The following is a 19,960-nucleotide window of genomic DNA, read 5'->3' on the forward strand; positions in this document are numbered from 1 at the left end:
CGAAGGAAGATAGGGAAGGTAGATTCTCACCTTGGTGGAGTTTTCTATCCCTTAAGATATTTTATAAGCGTAAAAACCAGAACTAAGATCTTAATAACGATGAAGTCGGTAACGAGGAGGAGTTCCATCCAATTGTATTCTCCCGGGTAGTTACTCAAGTGAGAAGGTCGACATTTCTAAATTTCTGAATTCCTTAATTAACCTGCTAATAAAATGAGATATATCATCGGAAGGTATGAGCAAGATTATACACAGCGGAAATTATAATATTATAAAAACCGATATAAAACAAGGCATTGATACCTTGTTGAAGACATCAAATCCAAGCAGGAGGGAGTGACTCTTGAAGATTAAGATAAGGAATCACGCATTATATTTCGTAGGAATTTTCTCATACATAGTGTCCCTAGTTCCCTTTCACGTCAACTTCGAAAGGGCTCTCCTTCTGCTTCCCGTCGTGTTGATAAACCTCCCTGTGTTGGAGTACCTTCAGCCCAAGGTGATGTCCCTCAGAATGAGGTGGACGGATGCTGGATTAGCTATAGTGGCTGGAGTTCCATACATTTTCATGATATCTCCCCTCATGGTTGTGCCCGTCTTTTCGCTTTTCCTTTCCCTTCTTCTTTTCAAAGAGAGAAACACTATGCTGGGAAACGTTATGGGTACTACCTTTGTGGTATCGCTCTCCCTCGTGTGGGGAAATTTCGTGGAGAACCCATTTTTGTTACCTGATGTTTACTGGATATTATATATTCTCACTGGTGCGCTTTACGTGGAGTATAAGATACCCTTCAGGAACCTTGATAAGAAGGTTACATCAATTGTATGGATGGTTGTTGTATCAATGCTAATCTACCTTAGCTTAGACAGTCCTCTCCTTCTCATTTCCTTGATTGAACCTTCCATTCGGTTCCTAAATCCAGGGGATAAATTAAAGTCTACAAAAGAGATTTCGACTATGGGAAGGAATATAGCGAAGAGGGACGCAATCTTCCTAGTGATCCTGATTATCACTTCTGTGTTAGCGTTTAAATGAGTTGAGAAAGAAGAGCCTTCTAAGTAGAACTTGTGCTGAAAAATCATAAAAACGACGTATCTTCCATGTCATTATCAAAGCTTAATGTCAAGATTAGTCATATAGAAATAAAATCCTTTTTTCTTACATTCTCTATATGTCTTTAATTCAAAAGCCATGGTTTAGGGCTTTGAGTTACGTAGGGATTTTCTTCTTATCATGGGTACTAGACGTAGGTCTATTTATGGCTCTTTATGAAAAGGTCTTTTACCCCGGTTTTTCTACAATGCTTTACGTAGATTTCAGTGCTTCCGTCTACGCTTTATTGTTCTCTCTTTATTTCCTGAAGAAGAAACACTTCTTTTCCCTTATAGTTCCTACACTAAACTTCTTTATAGGATTAGTCCTCCTAGCTTTTGAAGCAATAGTCCTAATTGGTGCATGTTCGACCTAAACCTTTATAAATTTTCTCTTCTTCTTTGAATGAAAATAAGATAAACAATAATAGTTCGTGTCATTTATTCCTATTTTATTATTTTTAGTCAAACTTATACTATTTCAATTATTTCAAAACAATCATTAAGTCCGTTTCCATACTCTACCTGAAATTCATCAGTAGAAGGGATATCTTAGACATATGTTATCTTTGTGGGGATAACACTAACAATTTAACTGAAATAGCTTAAGGTTATACGCTTAAGCTATGTAATATGTAAAGATTTCTGTTATTAATTCAACTTAAAGAAAAGTAGATGTAGTGGGTGTGAATGTAAACTATACACGGATAAAGAGATCAAAAGCTCTTGTGTCAGAAGATTTATGTGAGCTTCGCTAACTATTGGCGTTTTATAGTTAGTATTGATAGACCTAGATTTCAATCATATGTTAATCGGTTATGCTTATCAACTAAAAAATTAAAAATATTATTCTTATGTGACTGTTTTTCTAAATACTTTTAAAAGTATTCATAATATTTATTAATATATAGATTAAAAAAATTTTAGATAGTAAATTATATTATATAATTCTGTTTGAATCGATATGATTACAAAATGCAAGTCAACTAAAAGTCTCCGGCGAAAATAGACGTTAATTTTCTTTATGTTCAGACATGAGATCTCTTACTTGAATACCACATTAGAGAAACCAGAAAGTCATTACTTCCGAGAGAAAGTAGGGAAACTGCTATACTTTAATTAAAATTCTTTAATCATTGAATTTTACTTATAAATGTATTCGAAATCGTTTAAATGTCTTAATTATCTTTTGGACGAATTTAAGTTTTCGTCATAACATTTACCCAGAGAAATTCTAAATAGTTTTGAAAGCCAGTTTAACATATGGCGAAAAAGAAGATAGTTGTGGTTGGAGGAGGAATTGCAGGAATGGGAGTAGCGAACACCTTATCCGAAAAGATGAAGGATAAGGCGGAGATCACGGTTATAAACAAGGAGGACTTCTATATATCAGGTCCAAGTAGGCTCTGCTATTGACCGGGGAGCAACAATACGGAAGAATTATCAGGGGCTATGAAAACGTAGGCAGCAAGGGTATAAAAGTAATGACAGGAAACGTAAACAAGGTGGATCCTGATAACAGGAAAGTTTACGTTGCAGAATCAACCTTCGGTAACAAGGTAGGTGAGGTAAGTTATGACTATCTAGTTCTAGCCCCAGGAATAGTATTTGACGGCTCTGACATTGTAGGATATGACAAGTGGTGGTGGAAGAACACTAACGTATATGACCCGGGAAAGGTTAACGTGCTCAAATCCAAGCTCTGGAGTGACAATGAAGGGTCTGTGGTGATTTATGCGCCTAAGGCTCCTTACAGATGTGCTCCAGCACCAACGGAGACGGCAATGCTGGCTCACACTGTCCTCTCAAATAGGGGGGTGAGAGGTAAGTTCAACATAGTTCACATTGATGCTAACGATAAGACTCAACCTCCATTCATAATGGACGTGTTAAAACAGACCTACGAGAAGGCTGGTATTCAATTGGCTACTAACCAAGAGTTGTCAGAGATCGGAGAAGACTACGTTGTCACTAAATCCGGTGAAAAGTATAAGTACACTGTGTTAGCTCTGCTAGAACCTAATAGAGCTCCAAAGTTCGTGGAAGAGGCAGGGTTAGGTAAAGGTTTCATTGATGTACGGTCTCCCCAAGACTTGAGACATCCTAAGTATGACGATATTTTATCTGCTGGAGACGCTGCTAAACTTCCGTTCCCAAAGAACCAAGAGATAGCCTTTGAAAGCGCAATGTTCGCGTCTAACAAGATCATGGAGATGGAGGGGTTGACTGAGAAGTTACCAGTCCAATACGCGTTCGTGGGTTGGGCTTACATGGGTAATCTTGAGGGGAAGCTTGAGAGTTGGAGTTTGCAGTTTCAACTTGACTTGACAGTTCAACCTCCTAAACCAACAAAGGACCCACAGCTTAAGAGGGACTATACGCTACAGAAGGATAGATGGGAACAAGCCTACCTCGAGAAACTTTTCGGGTACAAGGCTGTATAAAGAAGATTTTATGTAGTTTTTTTGTTATATATTTTCTTATATTTTAATCTAATTCTCTTTTTATTTTTAAGCCTTTTATTTTCATTTATAGATTTCCTCAACGGGCCGTTTGTGCTATATTTGGACTATTTTAAATTTCATTATTTCTAAATTATAATATAAGATAAAAATAATACTCTGCCTTAAAATTGATAAATTATCTTTGAAGTAGTAATGAAATATCTCTTTTTTCTATTTAAATAGTATTATTATACCTTAAGTATGTTCTTAATTAGTTGATTTTTAGACGTTTCTTATAAAGAGATTATCTCAAGAGGAAGCTGTATAGAAATTGAATGAAAACTAGAACAGTCGTAAAATTAACTAAAGAGGGAGAAGAAATAGCCTCTAAGTTATTAACAGAATATAAGGTTTAGCTTTTCTTTATGAAACTTATCAGGCTTCTTCCAAGAAGCTTGAATATCCTAAAAATGCAAACAGTTTTACAGCGTCTCAATTGCGCAATTAGCTAATCGTCACTAGGTTTTTCTATCGACTACTTTACTGTATTAGAAGTCTCCCTGTCTTCGAAAAATACGTAAACCCCTCTCAATCCTCTTGTTAGCATTATATAATACCTATTCTTAAGAAGTGCCAATGCCTTCTTTTCGTCCTTATTAGCAATCCTCTTTAAAGACTCCTTTCCGCCTACGTAGTCAGTTATTGCATCGGAGTTCACAGTCCAACCGTTGTTTCTCCATATTAAGTCCCTTCCCCATACAACTCCGACGTAATCAGCCTCAAAACCCTGAGCTCCATAAACTGAGGCGCAGTATTTTAATGGGTCAAGTTCCCCATTCCATGTGAATCTTTAATTTCACAAATAACTTAATGATTAAGAGTTTTTAAATTTATTACTAAATATTATTTGGGTATCTCACTGGTATAGTTATTAAGCTATAAACTTATTAAATACTAATTCTTTATTTAGAGAATTAACAACAAATTAGAATATTACAAGATGTTAAAAAAGAAATATAAATAGCTTAGTGGCTACACTATGGACACACTCATTTTATGAATAATAAGATTACCTAAAGTCCACATTGTCACAAGAATTAAATAACTACTGATAAATACGATAAATTTAATCATTTTATGGATACCTCCTTGATATATAATATAGGTATATATTTTGTGATAAATAAACTAAGACTTTCTATGCTTAGCATTATATGGTTGTTAAATCATAAAAATTTTACTTTACCAACCTATCCATACCCACCATTCATTAATCCATTCGGATATCCACTTATCTGGATCCGTAGGCAAATTCTTACCAAATTCCGTAAGCTCAAAATATTCCTCCTTATCTTTTACGTATTTCCTAATTATTCCGTAAGTTAGGAGATAACTTATTGCAAAATCAAAAAAACAACCGTAAGCTGTTGTTCTTTCTCTAAGTTCACTTGCTTTTAACGGACCATCCTTTAAAGCAGAATATATTTGATTTACTATAATTCTTAGAGGTCTCTTAGCCATATCTATCACGTGACTATGTGGGGTCTGATAATTCTATTTTTTCTTTGATGTGTTTTCTATTCTTACATTACCACTACTGCAACACGAACTAGATGACGAAAGTATGTCTGTTGTAGTACATGCACCAGGAGCTAATTCTACTTCGATGTTATCTTCAATACTACTAGAGGTAGTTTTAACCTCGTTTTTATTTGTTATTTTCATAGTTAATATCCCCAATACTTTTTTCGTAGATTCTAATATTTAATTACGGCTATTAGTTCATTTTTTTGAACTACTAAGTAATCTTGTAAGATTATGCGTTAATTATGCTTTAGATATGGAGAAAGTAAATGGCATAGGTGTTATCGTATCTGACTCCATTATACCGGCAATAATTGCTCATGAAATCTTTGTTATTTTATATATTAGGAAAAAAGATATTAATGTCTAGGAAAATATACTTGAAGTAATAGGAGGAATAGAGGACGAATCTATTTAAAAGTTTTAGAACATTCTTTGTTCTTCCACTTGCCTTAGATATACTTTTCTTAGCATAAGTATATCAACTACAGTTAGTACTATAATCCACGGAAAGATTCCGAGGAATAAATAGAGAAGTGAGAGTTCAGAACTATAGTCCGGCACACTTACGGGTAAAGTATTGCCGTAATAGGAATATGCAGTCAAAAGCATTGATGATAAAAACGGATTTGCATAGTCTACTATAGGGTTACTGTAAGGATATACTATATAAAGAAAGTATGAGGCTATGACTATAAACATTGGAATGTAGAGCAAGAAGAGGGAGTATTGTAGTATCTTTATTTTAATCAGAGAGAATAGTTCAATAAGAACTGCTAAAGAGATTAAGAGTAATCCTTCAAAGAACACACCTACTATTAAAAGTGCGGGGTTTGACGGTAGGACAATAGTGCCCTCTAACTTAGTGAGCATTATGAATACTAACATTGAAAATATGCCGATAATTTCAGCATCTATAAGGTTTGCTGAATAGAAGGCTAATATGTATTTAGGTGGTGTTAATTTAGAGAACTTAAACATAAACGGTAAAGCTTGTGTGTTGAAGAATATTGCAAATGCCACACCTATTGCGAATGTGGAAAGGGCTATTAACGTGGTTGAACTATAACCTAAAGAAACATAAAGTGAGTATTCTCTGAGGTCAGAAGGTTTATAAACGTTAATAAGTAACATTGAAAGAATACTCCAGAATGCTAAAAAACCTAACACCCAGCTCAAATTGACCTTCATCGTAAGTCTTTTTACATAAGATATGAACAAATTCTTCATTTTCACACCCCGTAAAGTCTATCTATAGTGCCTAACGAGCCTATTTTCGTTCCTTCTTTACCTTTAACTATTGAAACCTTTTTACCAGATACTTGAAGCGTTAAAATAGCATCTTCTCTTTCTCCCTCTACTACAGAAGACTCTAGAAAATCCTTGACCAATATAGGACTGAAAAGTTTGCTGTCCGATAAGATATAAAGCTTATAGTCTGGGAATTTGCCTAAAATATCAAGATTATGAGTTGTAATTATCCCTTCTTCTCCGAATTTCTTTATCCATTCCGCTACTATTGCTCTTCTCGCTGGATCTATGTTTTCAAAGGGTTCGTCGAGTAAGATAATCTTTGGCTTTGACGAGAAAGCCAGAATATTGCGAACTAGCAGAGATTGACCGGTTGATAGTCTAAAGAGCGGTAAGTTCAAATTAATGTCTAAGTCTACCTCTTTCAAAAGTTCAGAAAATAACCCCTTGTCCACGTTCATTTCCTCTGAGTAGATGTCCAATATATTGTTAATAGTATAGCCTAGGTTATATACCTCTCCCAAGTTTGTAGCTAAGCCTAGATAGTTCTTAATTTCTTTTACCTCTTTTCCTTCAATGCGTATCGAGCCTTTATATGGGAGTAAGCCTGCGGTAGCCTTAATTAATGTTGTCTTCCCAGAACCATTTTTACCTATGATGAATACTTTCCCAGCTATTTTAGCAGTGAGGTTTTTTATTACGTCCCATTTCCAGTAGCTTATTGTAACGTTTTGGTACTCGATCATCATGATAATGTAGGAACCAGCATATATAATTAATTAAAATTGTTCAAAGAATTGAACTGAATTCAAAAATATGAACTGAGATATCAGTTTAAATAGTAGAAAAAAGAGTGAATTTTAAATGAGCAATGAGCTTGATATTATCCGTGAGGCAAAGAAACAAACTTACAAGTTTCTGTTACGCAAAGGAAGAAAAGCAATGGCAATGTATTATCTAATGTGGAGTATTTACTCACTCTCTTTAACAGTTGCTATTCCATTGTTATACTCACTAATTCCGCAATTTTATGTTCTTCTCCTTATCGTAGTCCTTATGTCTATACCTAATTATTATACCGCAAAGATATTCTACGTACTAATTAGGAGTTACCTATTACTTTACAAAAACAGTATAACTAGTGAAATAAAATTTAGAAAAACTTACGTTAGATCTTATGTTATAAGAAGTGTAAGCACGTACCTTTTTATATTTCTTTCCTACTTCTTTAAACCTCTCTTATTTCTATTCATAATGGCTTCCGTACCCTTATTTATAATTGTTGAAAGAAATCTTTATAAATTCTTATTCACAAATGAGTTTAGAATTACTGAGGGAAAGTTCTATGATAAGATTGCAATCTATACATTGAATCTAATACCGATTACGTTCTCCTCCCTCTACTTATATTATATATTCGAAAATACCCTATTCTACTTTGCTTCAGTAACTATAGATTATATCTTCGGAATTCTATGGTTAATATTCTTCGCACTCTCCATGAGCGATCTAGTGGAGGCTAATAAGGATGACTGATGAGAAAAAAGTAAAAGCACTTAAGGAGATCATGGATTTACTGAAGGAAAACTCATTAACTACGAGCGTCAGGCTTAGTATACTCCTTATTCTTTACATCTATGGTAGACTCACATTCAGTGAACTGTTAGCTTTTACTTCTCTAAGGAAGAATACGCTTTACGTAAACTTACAAGTCCTTGCAGATAAGGAACTGATAAAGTACAAAAAGGCTTTCTCGCTAAAGGGGATAATTAGTATAGTGGAAATAACACCTAAAGGTAGAGAAGTAGTAGAGAACTTATTTAAAATTATCGAGAATATAAAAGAGAAAGAGAAATAGTCTGACTTTTCTTACTCCTATTAAGAGATTTTATAAGAAAGTTCTCTCTATAAAATTTTTAATGATTGTCAGAAATTAAAATTGATATATAAATATTTAAGTAAAATTCCATTAGCTAACTAAGAAGGAAACTCTTCCACGGGAAATTCACGCAACACTAAGGAACGAGATAAGAACGAGTATTACGAGAGTAAAACAAATAAGCTGACAATGGGAAAACAACATAAGCCCAAGGACACTAAGGGGATTAAACCCTATTCGTGAGGCTGGCTGTGACGCCCCTAGAACGGTCTAACAAGAGGGGACAAAAACCCCGAGTGGAAGGTTGTAGCGAATTTTTCTAGGGGCTGAAGGTAGTTAACATCATGCAACAAGAACTTAGTATTATAACAGTAAAGGAAATATCCTACGCTAGTATTTCAGGGAAGTTCTTAGACCTCAATTTTATCTAATTCTAAGTATGTTATTGCATTAAGATTAAACTTATACTTATTTTCCTCAAAGAACTGCTTAATACAATTTACAACTTCATCTATCGAGTGAAATACTTTATTGCTCATGTATTCCTTGAGGGGCTTGAAGACTGCCTCATGTTAAGCTCAGGCGAGTAGGGAGGAGTAAATATGGGATGAATGCCCTTCCTACGACAAACCTCAAGCGTACCCTTGGTTTTGTGAGGAGAATAATTATCCATAACCATGTAGACCCTCCCACTACCAAAACGTCTCTTAAAGTACCTCAAGAAGTACTTAAGAGACTCAGAATTAGGTCTTCTAAATATACCAACAACTACTTCACCGGTCCACGCGTTTATAGCGAGAAAAACGTGAACCGAAGAAAAACCTATATTGACGTGCATTACGGGCTTACTACCGATCTTAAAACCTTCCTAATTGCCGTACTAATTACTGCCCTACTCTCGTCTAGAAAGAAGAGAGCCTCTTCTTCCAATTCCTTTATTTTTTTTAAAAAAAGTCTTCCTACATGTCCTTTCTTGCTTGAACGTTAGTAGGCCTAGGTTTTACTAGATTGTATCCTAGTTCGTGAACTATCTCGTATAGTCTTGATTTCTTGTACTCTATTCCTTGTTGTAGTAGTGCTATCTTGAATGTTCTCATTGTCCAGTACTCTTCTTGTATTCCGTATTTTTGAGGCTGGTCTTCTAGTATTTGTTTTATTTTTTCTTCCTCAGCTTTTGTCGGTCTTCCTGATCTAGGTTTATCTCTTAGTCCGTCAAGACCTTCTTTCTTGTACTTGCCAACCCACAATTTTATTGTGGAATAACCCTTGTTCAGCATTTTCGAAACTTCTCTCTCCGATTTACCGTCAACCACATGCAGCTTCACCGCAAGAATCCTCTCCTTAATCCTAGCGTCCTTCTCTTCCTCGTAAGCTTTAACTAAATCTTACATAATTCGAATGTTAAAGACAGGAGAATGTAATAAGGAAACTCTTTTAAATGTCATAGTGTTTTTTCATCTCATGAAAAGAATCTTTATCATGATTTTTCTATTTTTGTTTTTTACATCTTCTGCTAATTTACTAGGTTTTTCAGAGCCGATGCATGACGTGAGTCAATCAGGCATAGACTCCATGTATCAGGCGAACCAGCCCAAAGGGACTGTATTTTACAGCGGGATTACTCTACCTCAAGGTTACTACGATGACTTTCAATTTAACAGTACAAATGGAGTTAGCATCATGTTAATTTCAAACTCAACAGTTTACGTAATGATTTCGTCTCAGCTTCCTTCGTCTGGAAACTTCAATGACGTAATTCTTCATCAGCAAGGTAGAATAGTCACAGAAAGGCTCAACGAGACCGGAGAATTTTACCTTATAGTTTACAACAACGTGTCCTCTGGTACAGCATTGATAAGCAACCTCTATATCGTGGGACAGAAAGCTCCCACAGGTATAGCTGACATAGGTGTACAACCTCAAGGAAACAGCTTGGTACCTTTCATTCAGAACTTCACTGAGGCTTTCGGTTACGTGAAGCTCTATTCCATATCAGCTTTCAATGCAACTCCTCCAAACGGAACATCTAGATACGGTGCTTCACTACAGCTGAACACAGTGATCCAAGTGAATACTCCCTCAGGAAGTCAGCAATACTGGGCTCAAGACGTGATAGGCTTTAACACGAGGGAACAAACCTACTACGTGGAGGACAACGTGTGGAACTTTACCTCAATTTCAAGTGAGCTTAATAATAACCTGATCCGCGGAGAAGGATCGGTCTACCTAGACGGGTTGCAGGAATACTACGCCTTCGGAACATCTACCTATAATTATTCCTTGCCTCTCTCCCTAGGTTTAATGGATTACGTAACGTCAAATTCCACTTCCTTCACGGTGCACTTCGGCTTCACCAACTCCTCAGGCACCTTCTGGTACGACAACGTGACAGTCCTAATACCTAACGACGGGTCATACATGTTGGTTTCAGGTTATAATGCAACTGGGGGTGGGAACGCTTATGACGCAGAGCTGGTTTTCGGCGGTGAAGGTAACGGTGAGTTCACCCAATATCTTTCCCTAAATGCTACGCTGGACATGTTCTTCCTTGACGGGAACCACTTCTTCTCTCCGCGTTATGTGACGCCTTTTGGACTAGACACGGAAGAATCTGCAGATGACCTTAACACTTATCCCGTGAACGGTGCTTGGGAAGTTACAACGGGAAAGATGACCCATATCTTCCTTTCCCAAACGTCAAGCCTCAAATCTTACTTCTCAACAAGCATAGCTGATGCTAACTTCGGCATCCCAGTGAATTGGATAGAGAGCGGAGGCGAGGGACCATACTTTGCAAACCTAACATTAACTTCAGACGGAGGAAGTCAGTCCTACCTCTTCCTGGAACCTTTCCCGGGAAACTATAGTGGAATAGCACAAGTTAATCTAGCCTCAGGTAATTACACTTACACCTTAACTGTGACCGACGGATTGGGACAGTCATCGTCTTTTACGGGTCATTTGATCGTGAACCCTGATCCCAAGGTAGAGGTACAAGGTGAGAACGTTACTGACGCTCATGTGGCCGTCTCTGAGGATGCTATAGCCTCCCTTGGAACTCCGCCCTACAACTACACTTGGCTAGTCAACGGAAAGGTTGTCGGTCACGGAACGTCAATAGTGCTGAACTACTCCGAGGGTAATTACAACGTTACAGCGATAGTACAAGACTCATTGGGCTTCGTCACGTCATTCTCCAAGACCGTGAATGTAAACCCTGATCCCATCCTGAACTTTATCTATCAGGAGGACGAGGTGGGAATCCCCGTCATGGAGAAGGTTAACGTGAGTGAAGGAACTCCACCCTATACAATATCGTGGCTCTTCCAAGGATCCACTTTCCAGGGAAGCGTGTTTACCCTCAATGGAACCAAAGCAGGAACCTTTGAAATCACGGTGAAGTTAACAGATTCCGTAGGCTTCACCAAGGTTTACAACTTCACAGTAAATGTGAAACCTCACCTTATACTCTCAGTGACACATCAGGAGACTAACAGTTTCCTCTACACCAACCACGATGCGTCTTTACAATACTCCATCACGGGAGGAGTAGGAAATGTGACATATTACGTTTACCTTAACGGTGAAAAGATCTATCAAGGTTCTTCTCCTCCAACCACCTTAACTCTGGCACAAGGTGAGAACAACGTAACCGTAGTTGCAGTTGACTCTCTTGGAGCTAGATCAGTAGCTGAATTTACGTCATACTCATCCCTTCAATACCTTCCCTTCTTGATAGCTTCTATTATCGCAATAGCGATCGTGGTAGCAGTAGTATTGAGGAGAAGAAAGTGAACAACTTCCGTTATATTCTTTTTTCCAACGAGTGAACCAAACAAGATAAAAAAGAACGTAATTTACATTAGTAATTATTTTTAAAAATATTGAAAATAAAGTAATAAGAAGCCTTGATATCGTATATAATAACATTTATTTAATTTTTTCTCTAAAAAGAGAGGAGTTTCCTACTATATGTTAGAGTGAATTTTAACATGACAACTAAAGGGATTCCATTCTTATCGTTCTTTTACCTCTTCGTTGTGTGCAGAAATTCTCCACGTCGTTACCATTTCCTATTCTCAAAAACATTGATAATTACTTTAGGTAACTAATTAAAGATGTTGGACCTTGCCTTTAGAGGACGATGGAAGTTTACACACGTAAAGAAACAAATACACTGCTCTCTCCGAAGATTTCCTCATCGATTCGGGTTAACATCCATCATTTAACTGTTGCTTATCTCTCGCCGAAGCAGTCGCGCTAATCCAAGAGACAGAGAAAGGATATATGTGTATATAAATAGTATACACCTATGCACACAAACAAATAAGTGCACTCATCGCTTACTTCTTAGGGTCGTTCATCGCGGTTGCAGTTCTGACCGTAACGACTAAGGACGTCTGCGTGACGCGAGGACTAAGTACGCTATAGTCATCAGGTTTAGTTTCTCATAAAACTGGTCTCCAGAGAAGACCACTTTTCCCATAAAGGTGGTAGTCACTAATTTATATCTTTCCAGTTAACTTATCCTGTGAGGAGTGAAGACTTCAAGTACGTCATCTCGGAGTTCTTAAGTTACGGGGTTCCCGAAGTCAAGGAAAGGGAATTGAAACTCCCGCTAGAACCAAACTTGATAGTTACTGTGACCGGTGGAAGGAGGGGAGGAAAGACTTCCCTATTATACGATACTATGAGGAGGATACTTCAGGGTGGCTTAGCCCAGAAGGACGAGATCCTCTACGTTGACATGGAACACCCAAGGCTCAGGGGTACAAAGGTGGAAGATCTCGACGACATGCTAGTGGCCTTCAGGGAACTGACTGGAAAGGCGCCAAAGTACCTCTTCTTGGACGAGATCCAGTCGGTGAAAGACTAAGGCTCCTGGTTCAGGAAGAGGCTTAACGCCAAGGTGTATCTCTCTGGCTCGTCCTCGTCTCTGACTCCCATGAAAATAGCGGAAGAACTAAGGGGTAGGAGCGTGAACTTTGAGGTTTTCCCCTTGAGCTTCAGGGAGTATCTAACCTTCCTTGGGATAAAGGTGAACAGAGAGCAGGTCATGTACTCCGAGGAGAGGGGGAAGCTCCTCTCCTTCCTCAGGGAGTACCTAACCTTCGGTGGTTACCCTGCTGTCGCGCTAGAGGGGGACTTGAACATGAAGAAGATGATCCTCAAGTCCTATTTCGATTCGGTGGTGGTAAGGGACATGGGTGGGACCCCTCAGGGGGATGCTGTGGCAAGGGCCCTCGTGTCTGGCTATTCTACCCTTCTCTCGGTGAACAAGTTGTACAACACGCTAAAGGGGGAAATGCCGCTGAGCAAGGAGAAACTGATTGAAATGCTGAGCATCGATGAGGGGAGTTACTTCTATTTTCCTGTAGAAATATTTGAAAAAAGCGAAAGAAAGAGGAAGGTCAACCCCAAGAAGGTGTACATAGTTGACACTGGGTATCCCATGGGGCTAGGTTACGAGTCCTCCATTTCTAAGGCAATGGAGAACGTAGTCTTCCTGGAATTAAGGAGGAGGGGCTACGACACTTTTTACTGGAAGGAATACGGGAAGGCCACAGGGGCTGAGGTCGACTTCGTAGTCTCAGAAAATTTCAAGGCAAGGGAGTTGATACAAGTGACGTACGCCCAAGACAAGGTGGACGAGAGGGAGACCAAAGCCTTGAGGAAAGCGAAGGAACAACTTAACCCTGAAAAGATGACCCTGATAACGTGGAGCTACAGGGGAGAAATTGACGGAGTGGAGGCAGTTCCCCTCTGGTATTGGTTGCTCTCCCTGTAGTATATGGCAACATTAACGTGTCCACTTCCTCTAGAGCTGGTTTCACCCCTTGTGTTACCCGGGTGTTATCCCATTCTGCGTCCCAGTTTCTCCTTCCTTGGAGAGTAATTACTCTCCTCGACACTTGGCTTCATCCTTTTCTTATGTGAACTGCCCTCTCGGATTGTGATAGGGAAATTACGTTGCAGTTAATTCGCGGGATTACGTGGTGTTGACCTAGTCTCTCAAAAGCTCTTATCTCGTTGTTAGGACAAGTCGAAAGAATATCTGACTAACCCAATCATAACGAGGAGATGTCCCCTTGGATTTTCCTCATCTCCCGTGGCTCCACATACACCGAAAACTTGTCGTCTTGTGCCATCACCTTGATTTTGGATATTCATCGAAATAGCTCTCCTTGAGTAAGTGCAGGAGCTTGAGGGGTTCTCTGACTTCCTGCATGTAAATCTCAGTCCAGATTTTATCGCCCATGGATCACATCTCCTCCAGTTCATTCCTCGTAGTTACGGTGTCCACGATAGTAACTCTTAACGTCTTCCTGGACAAGAGGATGCTGACGTTATATATATGGTAGCTTTAAAGCTATGTCTTGGAGGGATATCAGGTCTACTTTCACTTCCTCGTAGTCTAGGACTCCCTCCAGATCAACGTGTATTATATCTCCTTGCAGTTCCTGATCCCCCGCAGTTGTGTAAAATACGACCTTCTATTCTCTAAGTCGCTTCTTCCGCGTTATCGCTAATCAAAATGCGTGAAGACCTGCGGGGCCTGGGGGACTTTTAACCCTCCTTCCCCAGAGCTCCTTGGGCCTCAGGTTTACCAACATGATTCAGTCATCCGCGATTTCGACCCTCCTGCTTATCTTCCCCTCCCTCATGAACTTGGCTATGTCAATCACGAGCTCTGGGTGGAAGGAGCTGTTCCTGACGTGCAGTCTCAACCCTCTAATCAGGGGAAAAAGCCTCCAGTATTCTCCCCGGTGATACCTTGACGATGGCCAAGGAGGTCTGACCGTCAGCAACATAAACCCTTACCCCCCTTACCTTGACAGTCCCAACATCGCCCAGGGAAATCCCCGTGCATGATGTTGAAGATCCACAGTTTTGACAGCTGAAGCGTCATCACCTTCTTCTTGCTTTTCGTCCTGATCTCCTTCACTTTCAGGACTTTCCAGCCTGATTGGGATACACTAGTGAGTACTACTTGTGTGCTTTCTTTTCCTTGGGAAAGCGTGCCACACCGTGAAGGGACCTCTGTCTTGCGTCGTAGAAGCGGTCTGCGACTTGTTGCAGTGTTTGGGAATAGAGCTTCTTCTTGTACTCTTCGTCCTGTTTCCTCAGGTCGAGAGCTAGTTGTCTCAACTCAGTCTTGGTGAGTCCTTTTCCATCCCTTTCATGAAAATACGCTTCCGCCCAGCGTAGTGTGTTGTACACTTCACACGCTAACTTCAACTGCTTTCAACGTCCTCAACGTTCCTTCGTCAGTGTAAGCTCCAAAGATTTAATATCGTATATAATAACATTTATTTAATTTTTTCTCTAAAAAGAGAGGAGTTTCCTACTATATGTTAGAACGAATTTTAACATGACAACTAAAGGGATTCCATTCTTATCGTTCTTTTACCTCTTCGTTGTGTGCAGAAATTCTCCACGTCGTTACCATTTCCTATTCTCAAAAACATTGATAATTACTTTAGGTAACTAATTAATATAGAAGACTTATATAAAAGTGCGATCATAGAAGTAATTAGGGAAAAATATGTCGTATAATTATAGTAATAATCCTAATCCTTCACTTGAGGCCGACGCTGTGGGGAAACTGAGGACTGGCATACTTTACTTCATCATAGTCCCTCTAATTTCCGTAATAGCAAGTCTCACCTTTTTCAGTCCCATAGTTGCAATATTCCTGTTAATAGTTAGTCTAGTGGTAGCGATTCTAGGTTTCATGAAAGCTAAGGGGGGTATGTCAGATCTTTCTAATTTCATAAATTCTGTTGGAATAGGCTCAACGGGCTTGACTCTCGTTTTAATAGGACTTATACTGGAATTGCTTGGGGCTATACTTCTCTTAGTCTTGGTGGGAATAGCGTTCATCTCTATAGGTGCCTTAGCGGAGCTCATAGGCTTCATCTTGTTCGGAATAGGGATATATAGAATAGGTTCTACATTCAATAACGGCCTTACCAAGATCGGAGGTATACTCATTGCGACGCTGATATTGGGATTCATAGGGTTGATAATGTCTTACATAGGACTGGGAGAGGTGGAGAGGAATTTGAGATCATCCGTCGGGCAGTTTCCTGCCAGTCAAGGCATGATGCCTCTATCTTCTCTGCAGGTATATCAGATAGGAATAGGAACTCTAAACGGGAACGGAATAGCCACCTTCGTATTATACTCCTCTCAACAAGCTTTAATATCGTCAGCTCAGATAATGGGGACTCAGTACCTTACGTCTTCCATATCTCCAAATAGTTTAAGCGTGGGGAACAACAACGTCTCCGCAAACTTTGGAATGATTAGCGGACTTAACTCAGGATCAACATACACAATGAGGATAACCCTCTCCACAGGTCAAACAGTTGACGTAAACTTGATTTACAGACCTTAGTTCGTTTACAATCGAACTTACACTAAAAATAATACTTTTTCTTTTCTAAAATAAAATTTTCTATATATATTGTAAAATAGAGTCAATACAAGGTTTAGATACACTTGGACTAGAGTATATTAACCAAGTAAACTACATGTTTTCATGAATAGGATCTCTGTTGAAGATGTAAAGAAACTGTCCGTATATTATGTTTATAAAGTCATCCAATATCTTCATATTATGTTTATAAAGTCATCCAATATCTTCGTGATATTCTCTATATCAACTAATATCACATGAATAGTTTTTAAAATTCTGAGCGGAAATCGTTGCTCTTAACGCTATCAAATAACTTGATTGTACATTCTCTGTCCATAGTGCTATCTCTCCGTCATTAACTTAGATTACTTCTACTAATCTAATCTTTCACAGGAGAGTGAACTACCCCGCCCTTACGGACGGGGCATCTCCACCTCGCGATGGAGATTTCCTGCTTCTTCCAGGAAACTTACTATACACACCCTCAGAGAAGGGTATGTGTAGCAGAGGTCTCCTGTCCACAGGCTCTAAGGGCAGTCCCGACCCCGCGTGAAGAATATTTAGAGAAGCATTATAGTCACGGTCTACAGCCCAACCACACTTGGGACATGAGAATATACGGTCAGCCAAAGTCAAGTCCTTCTTAACGTATCCACATTTAGCACACGTCTTAGAAGTATTCCTCGGATCTACTTTCACTACCCTCCTACCAGCTCTTTCAGCCTTGTAGGAGAGGTAGCTCATAAACTTAGAAAAGTTAGAATGAAGAATATGCTTTCTCAAAGTTTTACTTTCACTGTCCTCAACCATCTCTTTCACACCAAGGTCTTCCACGTAGATCCCGCCGTAATTTTCCACTAGCCACGAAGTTACCTTGTGAATATAATCACTCATCAAGTCCTTTACATGCTCGTGAAGCTTAGCTAGTTTTTCCCTGACCTTCTCGTAGTTTCTAGACCCCTTCTTCTTTGTAGATAATGATTGTTGCAAAATCTTTATCCTCCTCTCTACCTTATCAAAGACCTTGGGGTTCTCTATTACTACACCGTCAGAGGTGGTTACAAGTTTCTCCACTCCTAAGTCTATTCCAACCACTTTCCCAGTTTTCTCAAGAGGTTTCTTTTCAACCTCGACTTGAAAGATAGCATACCATCCAGTTACACTCTTCTTTATTATAACTCCTTTTACCTCGCCTTCTAATGGTCTGTGAAAGAGAACTCTTATTTCTCCTATCTTTGAGAGGATCAGCTTGTCTCCCTCAACCTTGAAACCAGATTGATTGTAGTTGATGATCTTCAAGATCTTCTTGTACCTAAGTTTCCCAACTTTCTTCCCTTTCTTCTTCAGTTCGTGAAGAGAGCTGATGTTGTACCATAATTGGTTGTTAACCATTTGAAGAACCTTGGAGTAAACTAGATCCTTCCCTTCTATTTTCAAGTCTTTCAACATGTTTTGAGTGTCTTTAGGTGTTATCGTTTTCCCTTCTTTCCTCGCGTTATTCACCACGTCTAGCAAGGCATTGTATACTTTAGCCTCAATTTGCATTGCCCTGAGGAGTTTCTCCTCTACTTCTCTCGTTGGGTAAATCTTGTACTTGAATGAGAGTTGGATCTTGTCATTCTTCTCCTTGGCTCTCCACATATTTTTTCAGCACCTCCAATGAATGCGATCCTCTGTCCAATCTGTACCGCATAGTTATTATCTATTTTTTAATAACTGTAAAATAAGGTTTCTGTAAGGGGGCTATCCATCCCTCACGGAAGGGGACTTTCGCTCCCTTAACCCCTAATTAAGTTAAATCAAATCATAAGCGTGTATTTCCCTCGAAACAAAAAGGGATGAATCCCAATTCACCTCTTGCTGCAGCAACATATAACTACTCCGATGATCGGATTTTATCAGAAATGATCATAGCTCCTCACGTTTTATATACTGAAAAAGACATAAACATGAACATGGATAAATGTCCCATGTGTGGAAATAGACTTACGCCCGGGCTCAACTATTGCGAAGCCTGCGGTGCAGACGTCTCAGTTTATGACCAAGTGTATCACGACGTAGTTTACGCTTACTCTGCTACGCCTATCCAGCCTCAATACCCTCAACAACAACCTTACCCTCCAGCTACGCCTCCGCAATCTACTCCACAAACCCCAATGACGAATTGTCCCCATTGCGGGGCATCAATTCCGCAAGGCACGAGATTCTGTCCTTACTGCGGTAAGGAGATAAAGAAGCATCACTTCTGGTGATCCTATGGAGGTAAGGGTCTTAGGTTACGATATGCAACACGTAAGGGTTTACCTTCAGCCTAGCGAGATCATCTACGGGGAAGGTGGCCATCTGGTTGCAAAATCCCCCTCCGTCTCTATTGCGTTTAAAGCTCAGGGTGGTTTGCTGAAGTCTCTTGAGAGGGAATTAACCGGTAGTAGGTTCTTCATAACTGAGTTAACTGGCCCAGGGATGGCTGAGTTTTCTTCTTTCCTTCCCGGAAGGGTAATCCAAGTACACCTTGAAGGTAATGGAATTAAGGTTGAGAGTAACTCCTTCCTATTCGCTGAGGCGGGAGTTCAATATTCAGCGTCTTTGGCACCGTTAGGCGCCGGAATCCTTGGGGGCGAAGGGATCCTTCTGGCAAACTTCAGAGGTAACGGAAACGTCTTCCTTCATGCTTTAGGAGGAGTTTCTTCATTCGTGTTAAGGCAAGGAGAGGAAATAGAGATAGAGGCAGAACACCTCTTGGCATTTGATGAAAATATGCAGGTACAAGTAACAAGGCTTGGAAATCTAAGGACAATGCTCCTTGGAGCAATAGAACAAGAGGGTATATTCTTCGTAAAAGTGACGGGACCAGGTAGGGTTTGGGTTCATAACACTTCTTTAGGACAATTAGTGGGCAAGCTGTCCAAGTATTTCCCTGCTGGTGGAGGTGGAGGCCCAAGCGTCTCATTGGGAGGGTTTCAAATAGGATTCTGATATGCGTTAAAGGAAACATATATGGAATCCCCCCAGTTTTCTTTTAGAGTTCCGTGTATCTTTCATGTAATTTATCTTCTAATTCAGATAAAAAAAGTCTAGTAGATTTCAAGTGTCTACCCGAGAGAAATGTTGAAACTAATCTCTTTTTGTCTTGTATTAGAGATGAAACTCCTAAAAGTGGTACAGTTCTCCCCAATTGAAAAGTAGAGATCTTGAGGGAAATGGTGAGGGTACTAATCTGAATTTTTTATTAACTTGTATCTCTTTCAATTCGTAGTTAGTTATACGAAACTTTTTATAGAAAGCTAA

General features: G+C 39.3%; 18 protein-coding genes and 4 pseudogenes. 12 read left to right on the forward strand and 10 right to left on the reverse strand.

Features of this window, described 5'->3' with window-relative positions; translation table 11 throughout:
- The first annotated feature begins 343 nt into the window (after positions 1-343).
- From RQ359_RS05860 to RQ359_RS05875, 4 genes are all read left to right on the forward strand, one after another.
- Entirely contained in the window at positions 344-1,036 is a 693-nt protein-coding gene (locus RQ359_RS05860) for a hypothetical protein (protein ID WP_054838927.1), read from the forward strand.
- A gap of 136 nt (positions 1,037-1,172) precedes the next feature.
- Positions 1,173-1,469 (forward strand): hypothetical protein, encoded by a 297-nt coding sequence (locus tag RQ359_RS05865; protein ID WP_054838926.1) that lies wholly within the window; start codon positions 1,173-1,175, stop codon positions 1,467-1,469.
- 886 nt (positions 1,470-2,355) lie between these two features.
- Positions 2,356-2,508, forward strand: a complete 153-nt coding sequence (locus RQ359_RS05870; protein WP_457921261.1) for a tryptophan 7-halogenase — start codon at positions 2,356-2,358, stop codon at positions 2,506-2,508.
- Positions 2,505-3,536 carry an NAD(P)/FAD-dependent oxidoreductase gene (locus RQ359_RS05875; RefSeq protein WP_457921262.1) on the forward strand — a complete coding sequence of 344 codons (1,032 nt, stop codon included), beginning with the start codon at positions 2,505-2,507 and terminating at the stop codon, positions 3,534-3,536. The genes RQ359_RS05870 and RQ359_RS05875 overlap by 4 nt, the downstream gene beginning before the upstream one ends.
- Before the next feature lie 535 nt (positions 3,537-4,071).
- On the opposite strand, the pseudogene RQ359_RS05880 reads toward RQ359_RS05875, so the two are convergent.
- The 4 genes and pseudogenes from RQ359_RS05880 to RQ359_RS05895 form a co-directional block, all read right to left on the reverse strand.
- Positions 4,072-4,365, reverse strand: a pseudogene (locus RQ359_RS05880) (DNA/RNA helicase domain-containing protein); the annotation flags it as partial.
- Positions 4,366-4,778: 413 nt separating this feature from the next.
- Positions 4,779-5,057 carry a hypothetical protein gene (locus RQ359_RS05885; RefSeq protein ID WP_054839212.1) on the reverse strand — a complete coding sequence of 93 codons (279 nt, stop codon included), beginning with the start codon at positions 5,055-5,057 and terminating at the stop codon, positions 4,779-4,781.
- 486 nt (positions 5,058-5,543) lie between these two features.
- A complete protein-coding gene (locus RQ359_RS05890) occupies positions 5,544-6,350 on the reverse strand; it encodes a hypothetical protein (protein ID WP_156017484.1) in 807 nt (268 codons plus the stop codon).
- Between the two features lie 2 nt (positions 6,351-6,352).
- Positions 6,353-7,120 (reverse strand): ATP-binding cassette domain-containing protein, encoded by a 768-nt coding sequence (locus RQ359_RS05895; RefSeq protein ID WP_083477038.1) that lies wholly within the window; start codon positions 7,118-7,120, stop codon positions 6,353-6,355.
- 115 nt (positions 7,121-7,235) lie between these two features.
- On the opposite strand from RQ359_RS05895, the gene RQ359_RS05900 reads away from it, so the two are divergent.
- Both RQ359_RS05900 and RQ359_RS05905 read left to right on the forward strand, forming a co-directional pair.
- On the forward strand, positions 7,236-7,907 hold the full coding sequence (locus RQ359_RS05900) for a hypothetical protein (protein WP_054839214.1): 672 nt from the start codon (positions 7,236-7,238) through the stop codon (positions 7,905-7,907).
- Positions 7,900-8,229: a transcriptional regulator gene (locus RQ359_RS05905; protein ID WP_054839215.1), complete on the forward strand. Its 330-nt coding sequence runs from the start codon at positions 7,900-7,902 to the stop codon at positions 8,227-8,229. The genes RQ359_RS05900 and RQ359_RS05905 overlap by 8 nt, the downstream gene beginning before the upstream one ends.
- Before the next feature lie 431 nt (positions 8,230-8,660).
- On the opposite strand, the pseudogene RQ359_RS05910 reads toward RQ359_RS05905, so the two are convergent.
- A pseudogene (locus RQ359_RS05910) lies at positions 8,661-9,596 on the reverse strand (IS630 family transposase).
- Positions 9,597-9,711: 115 nt separating this feature from the next.
- Here RQ359_RS05910 and RQ359_RS05915 point away from each other — a divergent pair.
- Positions 9,712-12,045 carry a thermopsin gene (locus RQ359_RS05915; RefSeq protein WP_162308999.1) on the forward strand — a complete coding sequence of 778 codons (2,334 nt, stop codon included), beginning with the start codon at positions 9,712-9,714 and terminating at the stop codon, positions 12,043-12,045.
- Positions 12,046-12,892: 847 nt separating this feature from the next.
- A pseudogene (locus RQ359_RS05920) lies at positions 12,893-13,210 on the forward strand (ATP-binding protein); the annotation flags it as partial.
- On the opposite strand, the gene RQ359_RS05925 reads toward RQ359_RS05920, so the two are convergent.
- Positions 13,123-13,308 (reverse strand): hypothetical protein, encoded by a 186-nt coding sequence (locus tag RQ359_RS05925; protein WP_240900396.1) that lies wholly within the window; start codon positions 13,306-13,308, stop codon positions 13,123-13,125. The pseudogene RQ359_RS05920 and the gene RQ359_RS05925 sit on opposite strands and share 88 nt — an antisense overlap.
- Before the next feature lie 103 nt (positions 13,309-13,411).
- On the opposite strand from RQ359_RS05925, the gene RQ359_RS05930 reads away from it, so the two are divergent.
- Positions 13,412-14,038, forward strand: coding sequence for an ATP-binding protein (locus tag RQ359_RS05930; RefSeq protein WP_240900381.1), 627 nt, complete (start codon positions 13,412-13,414; stop codon positions 14,036-14,038).
- A 245-nt stretch (positions 14,039-14,283) separates the two neighbouring features.
- Here RQ359_RS05930 and RQ359_RS05935 read toward each other — a convergent pair whose 3' ends face one another.
- The 3 genes and pseudogenes from RQ359_RS05935 to RQ359_RS05945 all read right to left on the reverse strand — a co-directional run.
- Positions 14,284-14,532, reverse strand: coding sequence for a hypothetical protein (locus RQ359_RS05935; protein ID WP_156017477.1), 249 nt, complete (start codon positions 14,530-14,532; stop codon positions 14,284-14,286).
- Positions 14,533-14,867: 335 nt separating this feature from the next.
- Entirely contained in the window at positions 14,868-15,062 is a 195-nt protein-coding gene (locus RQ359_RS05940; protein ID WP_156017474.1) for a hypothetical protein, read from the reverse strand.
- 44 nt (positions 15,063-15,106) lie between these two features.
- Positions 15,107-15,538, reverse strand: a pseudogene (locus tag RQ359_RS05945) (RNA-guided endonuclease InsQ/TnpB family protein); the annotation flags it as partial.
- Positions 15,539-15,796: 258 nt separating this feature from the next.
- On the opposite strand from RQ359_RS05945, the gene RQ359_RS05950 reads away from it, so the two are divergent.
- The gene (locus RQ359_RS05950) at positions 15,797-16,651 is read left to right on the forward strand and encodes a DUF973 family protein (protein WP_054839230.1); all 855 of its coding nucleotides are present in this window, start codon (positions 15,797-15,799) and stop codon (positions 16,649-16,651) included.
- 423 nt (positions 16,652-17,074) lie between these two features.
- On the opposite strand, the gene RQ359_RS05955 is transcribed toward RQ359_RS05950, so the two are convergent.
- A complete protein-coding gene (locus tag RQ359_RS05955; protein WP_156017471.1) occupies positions 17,075-18,313 on the reverse strand; it encodes an RNA-guided endonuclease InsQ/TnpB family protein in 1,239 nt (412 codons plus the stop codon).
- Positions 18,314-18,510: 197 nt separating this feature from the next.
- On the opposite strand from RQ359_RS05955, the gene RQ359_RS05960 reads away from it, so the two are divergent.
- Together RQ359_RS05960 and RQ359_RS05965 are read left to right on the forward strand one after the other, a co-directional pair.
- Positions 18,511-18,924, forward strand: a complete 414-nt coding sequence (locus RQ359_RS05960; RefSeq protein ID WP_083477050.1) for a zinc ribbon domain-containing protein — start codon at positions 18,511-18,513, stop codon at positions 18,922-18,924.
- Between the two features lie 4 nt (positions 18,925-18,928).
- On the forward strand, positions 18,929-19,648 hold the full coding sequence (locus tag RQ359_RS05965; protein WP_083477049.1) for an AIM24 family protein: 720 nt from the start codon (positions 18,929-18,931) through the stop codon (positions 19,646-19,648).
- Positions 19,649-19,960 lie beyond the last annotated feature (312 nt).

The sequence above is a fragment of the Sulfuracidifex metallicus DSM 6482 = JCM 9184 genome (assembly GCA_032834875.1).
In the GTDB taxonomy this organism is placed as follows: Archaea; Thermoproteota; Thermoprotei_A; order Sulfolobales; family Sulfolobaceae; genus Sulfuracidifex; species Sulfuracidifex metallicus.

Bases quoted from the DNA above. Each gene is read 5' to 3' on its own strand.
- RQ359_RS05865 (WP_054838926.1), top strand. From the start codon at position 1,173: ATGTCTTTAATTCAAAAGCCATGGTTTAGGGCTTTGAGTTACGTAGGG.
- RQ359_RS05870 (WP_457921261.1), top strand. From the start codon at position 2,356: ATGGCGAAAAAGAAGATAGTTGTGGTTGGAGGAGGAATTGCAGGAATG.
- RQ359_RS05885 (WP_054839212.1), bottom strand. From the start codon at position 5,057: ATGGCTAAGAGACCTCTAAGAATTATAGTAAATCAAATATATTCTGCT.
- RQ359_RS05890 (WP_156017484.1), bottom strand. From the start codon at position 6,350: ATGAAGAATTTGTTCATATCTTATGTAAAAAGACTTACGATGAAGGTC.
- RQ359_RS05895 (WP_083477038.1), bottom strand. From the start codon at position 7,120: ATGATGATCGAGTACCAAAACGTTACAATAAGCTACTGGAAATGGGAC.
- RQ359_RS05900 (WP_054839214.1), top strand. From the start codon at position 7,236: ATGAGCAATGAGCTTGATATTATCCGTGAGGCAAAGAAACAAACTTAC.
- RQ359_RS05905 (WP_054839215.1), top strand. From the start codon at position 7,900: ATGACTGATGAGAAAAAAGTAAAAGCACTTAAGGAGATCATGGATTTA.
- RQ359_RS05915 (WP_162308999.1), top strand. From the start codon at position 9,712: ATGAAAAGAATCTTTATCATGATTTTTCTATTTTTGTTTTTTACATCT.
- RQ359_RS05925 (WP_240900396.1), bottom strand. From the start codon at position 13,308: ATGACCTGCTCTCTGTTCACCTTTATCCCAAGGAAGGTTAGATACTCC.
- RQ359_RS05930 (WP_240900381.1), top strand. From the start codon at position 13,412: ATGATCCTCAAGTCCTATTTCGATTCGGTGGTGGTAAGGGACATGGGT.
- RQ359_RS05935 (WP_156017477.1), bottom strand. From the start codon at position 14,532: ATGAACTGGAGGAGATGTGATCCATGGGCGATAAAATCTGGACTGAGA.
- RQ359_RS05940 (WP_156017474.1), bottom strand. From the start codon at position 15,062: ATGTTGCTGACGGTCAGACCTCCTTGGCCATCGTCAAGGTATCACCGG.
- RQ359_RS05950 (WP_054839230.1), top strand. From the start codon at position 15,797: ATGTCGTATAATTATAGTAATAATCCTAATCCTTCACTTGAGGCCGAC.
- RQ359_RS05955 (WP_156017471.1), bottom strand. From the start codon at position 18,313: ATGTGGAGAGCCAAGGAGAAGAATGACAAGATCCAACTCTCATTCAAG.
- RQ359_RS05960 (WP_083477050.1), top strand. From the start codon at position 18,511: ATGAATCCCAATTCACCTCTTGCTGCAGCAACATATAACTACTCCGAT.
- RQ359_RS05965 (WP_083477049.1), top strand. From the start codon at position 18,929: ATGGAGGTAAGGGTCTTAGGTTACGATATGCAACACGTAAGGGTTTAC.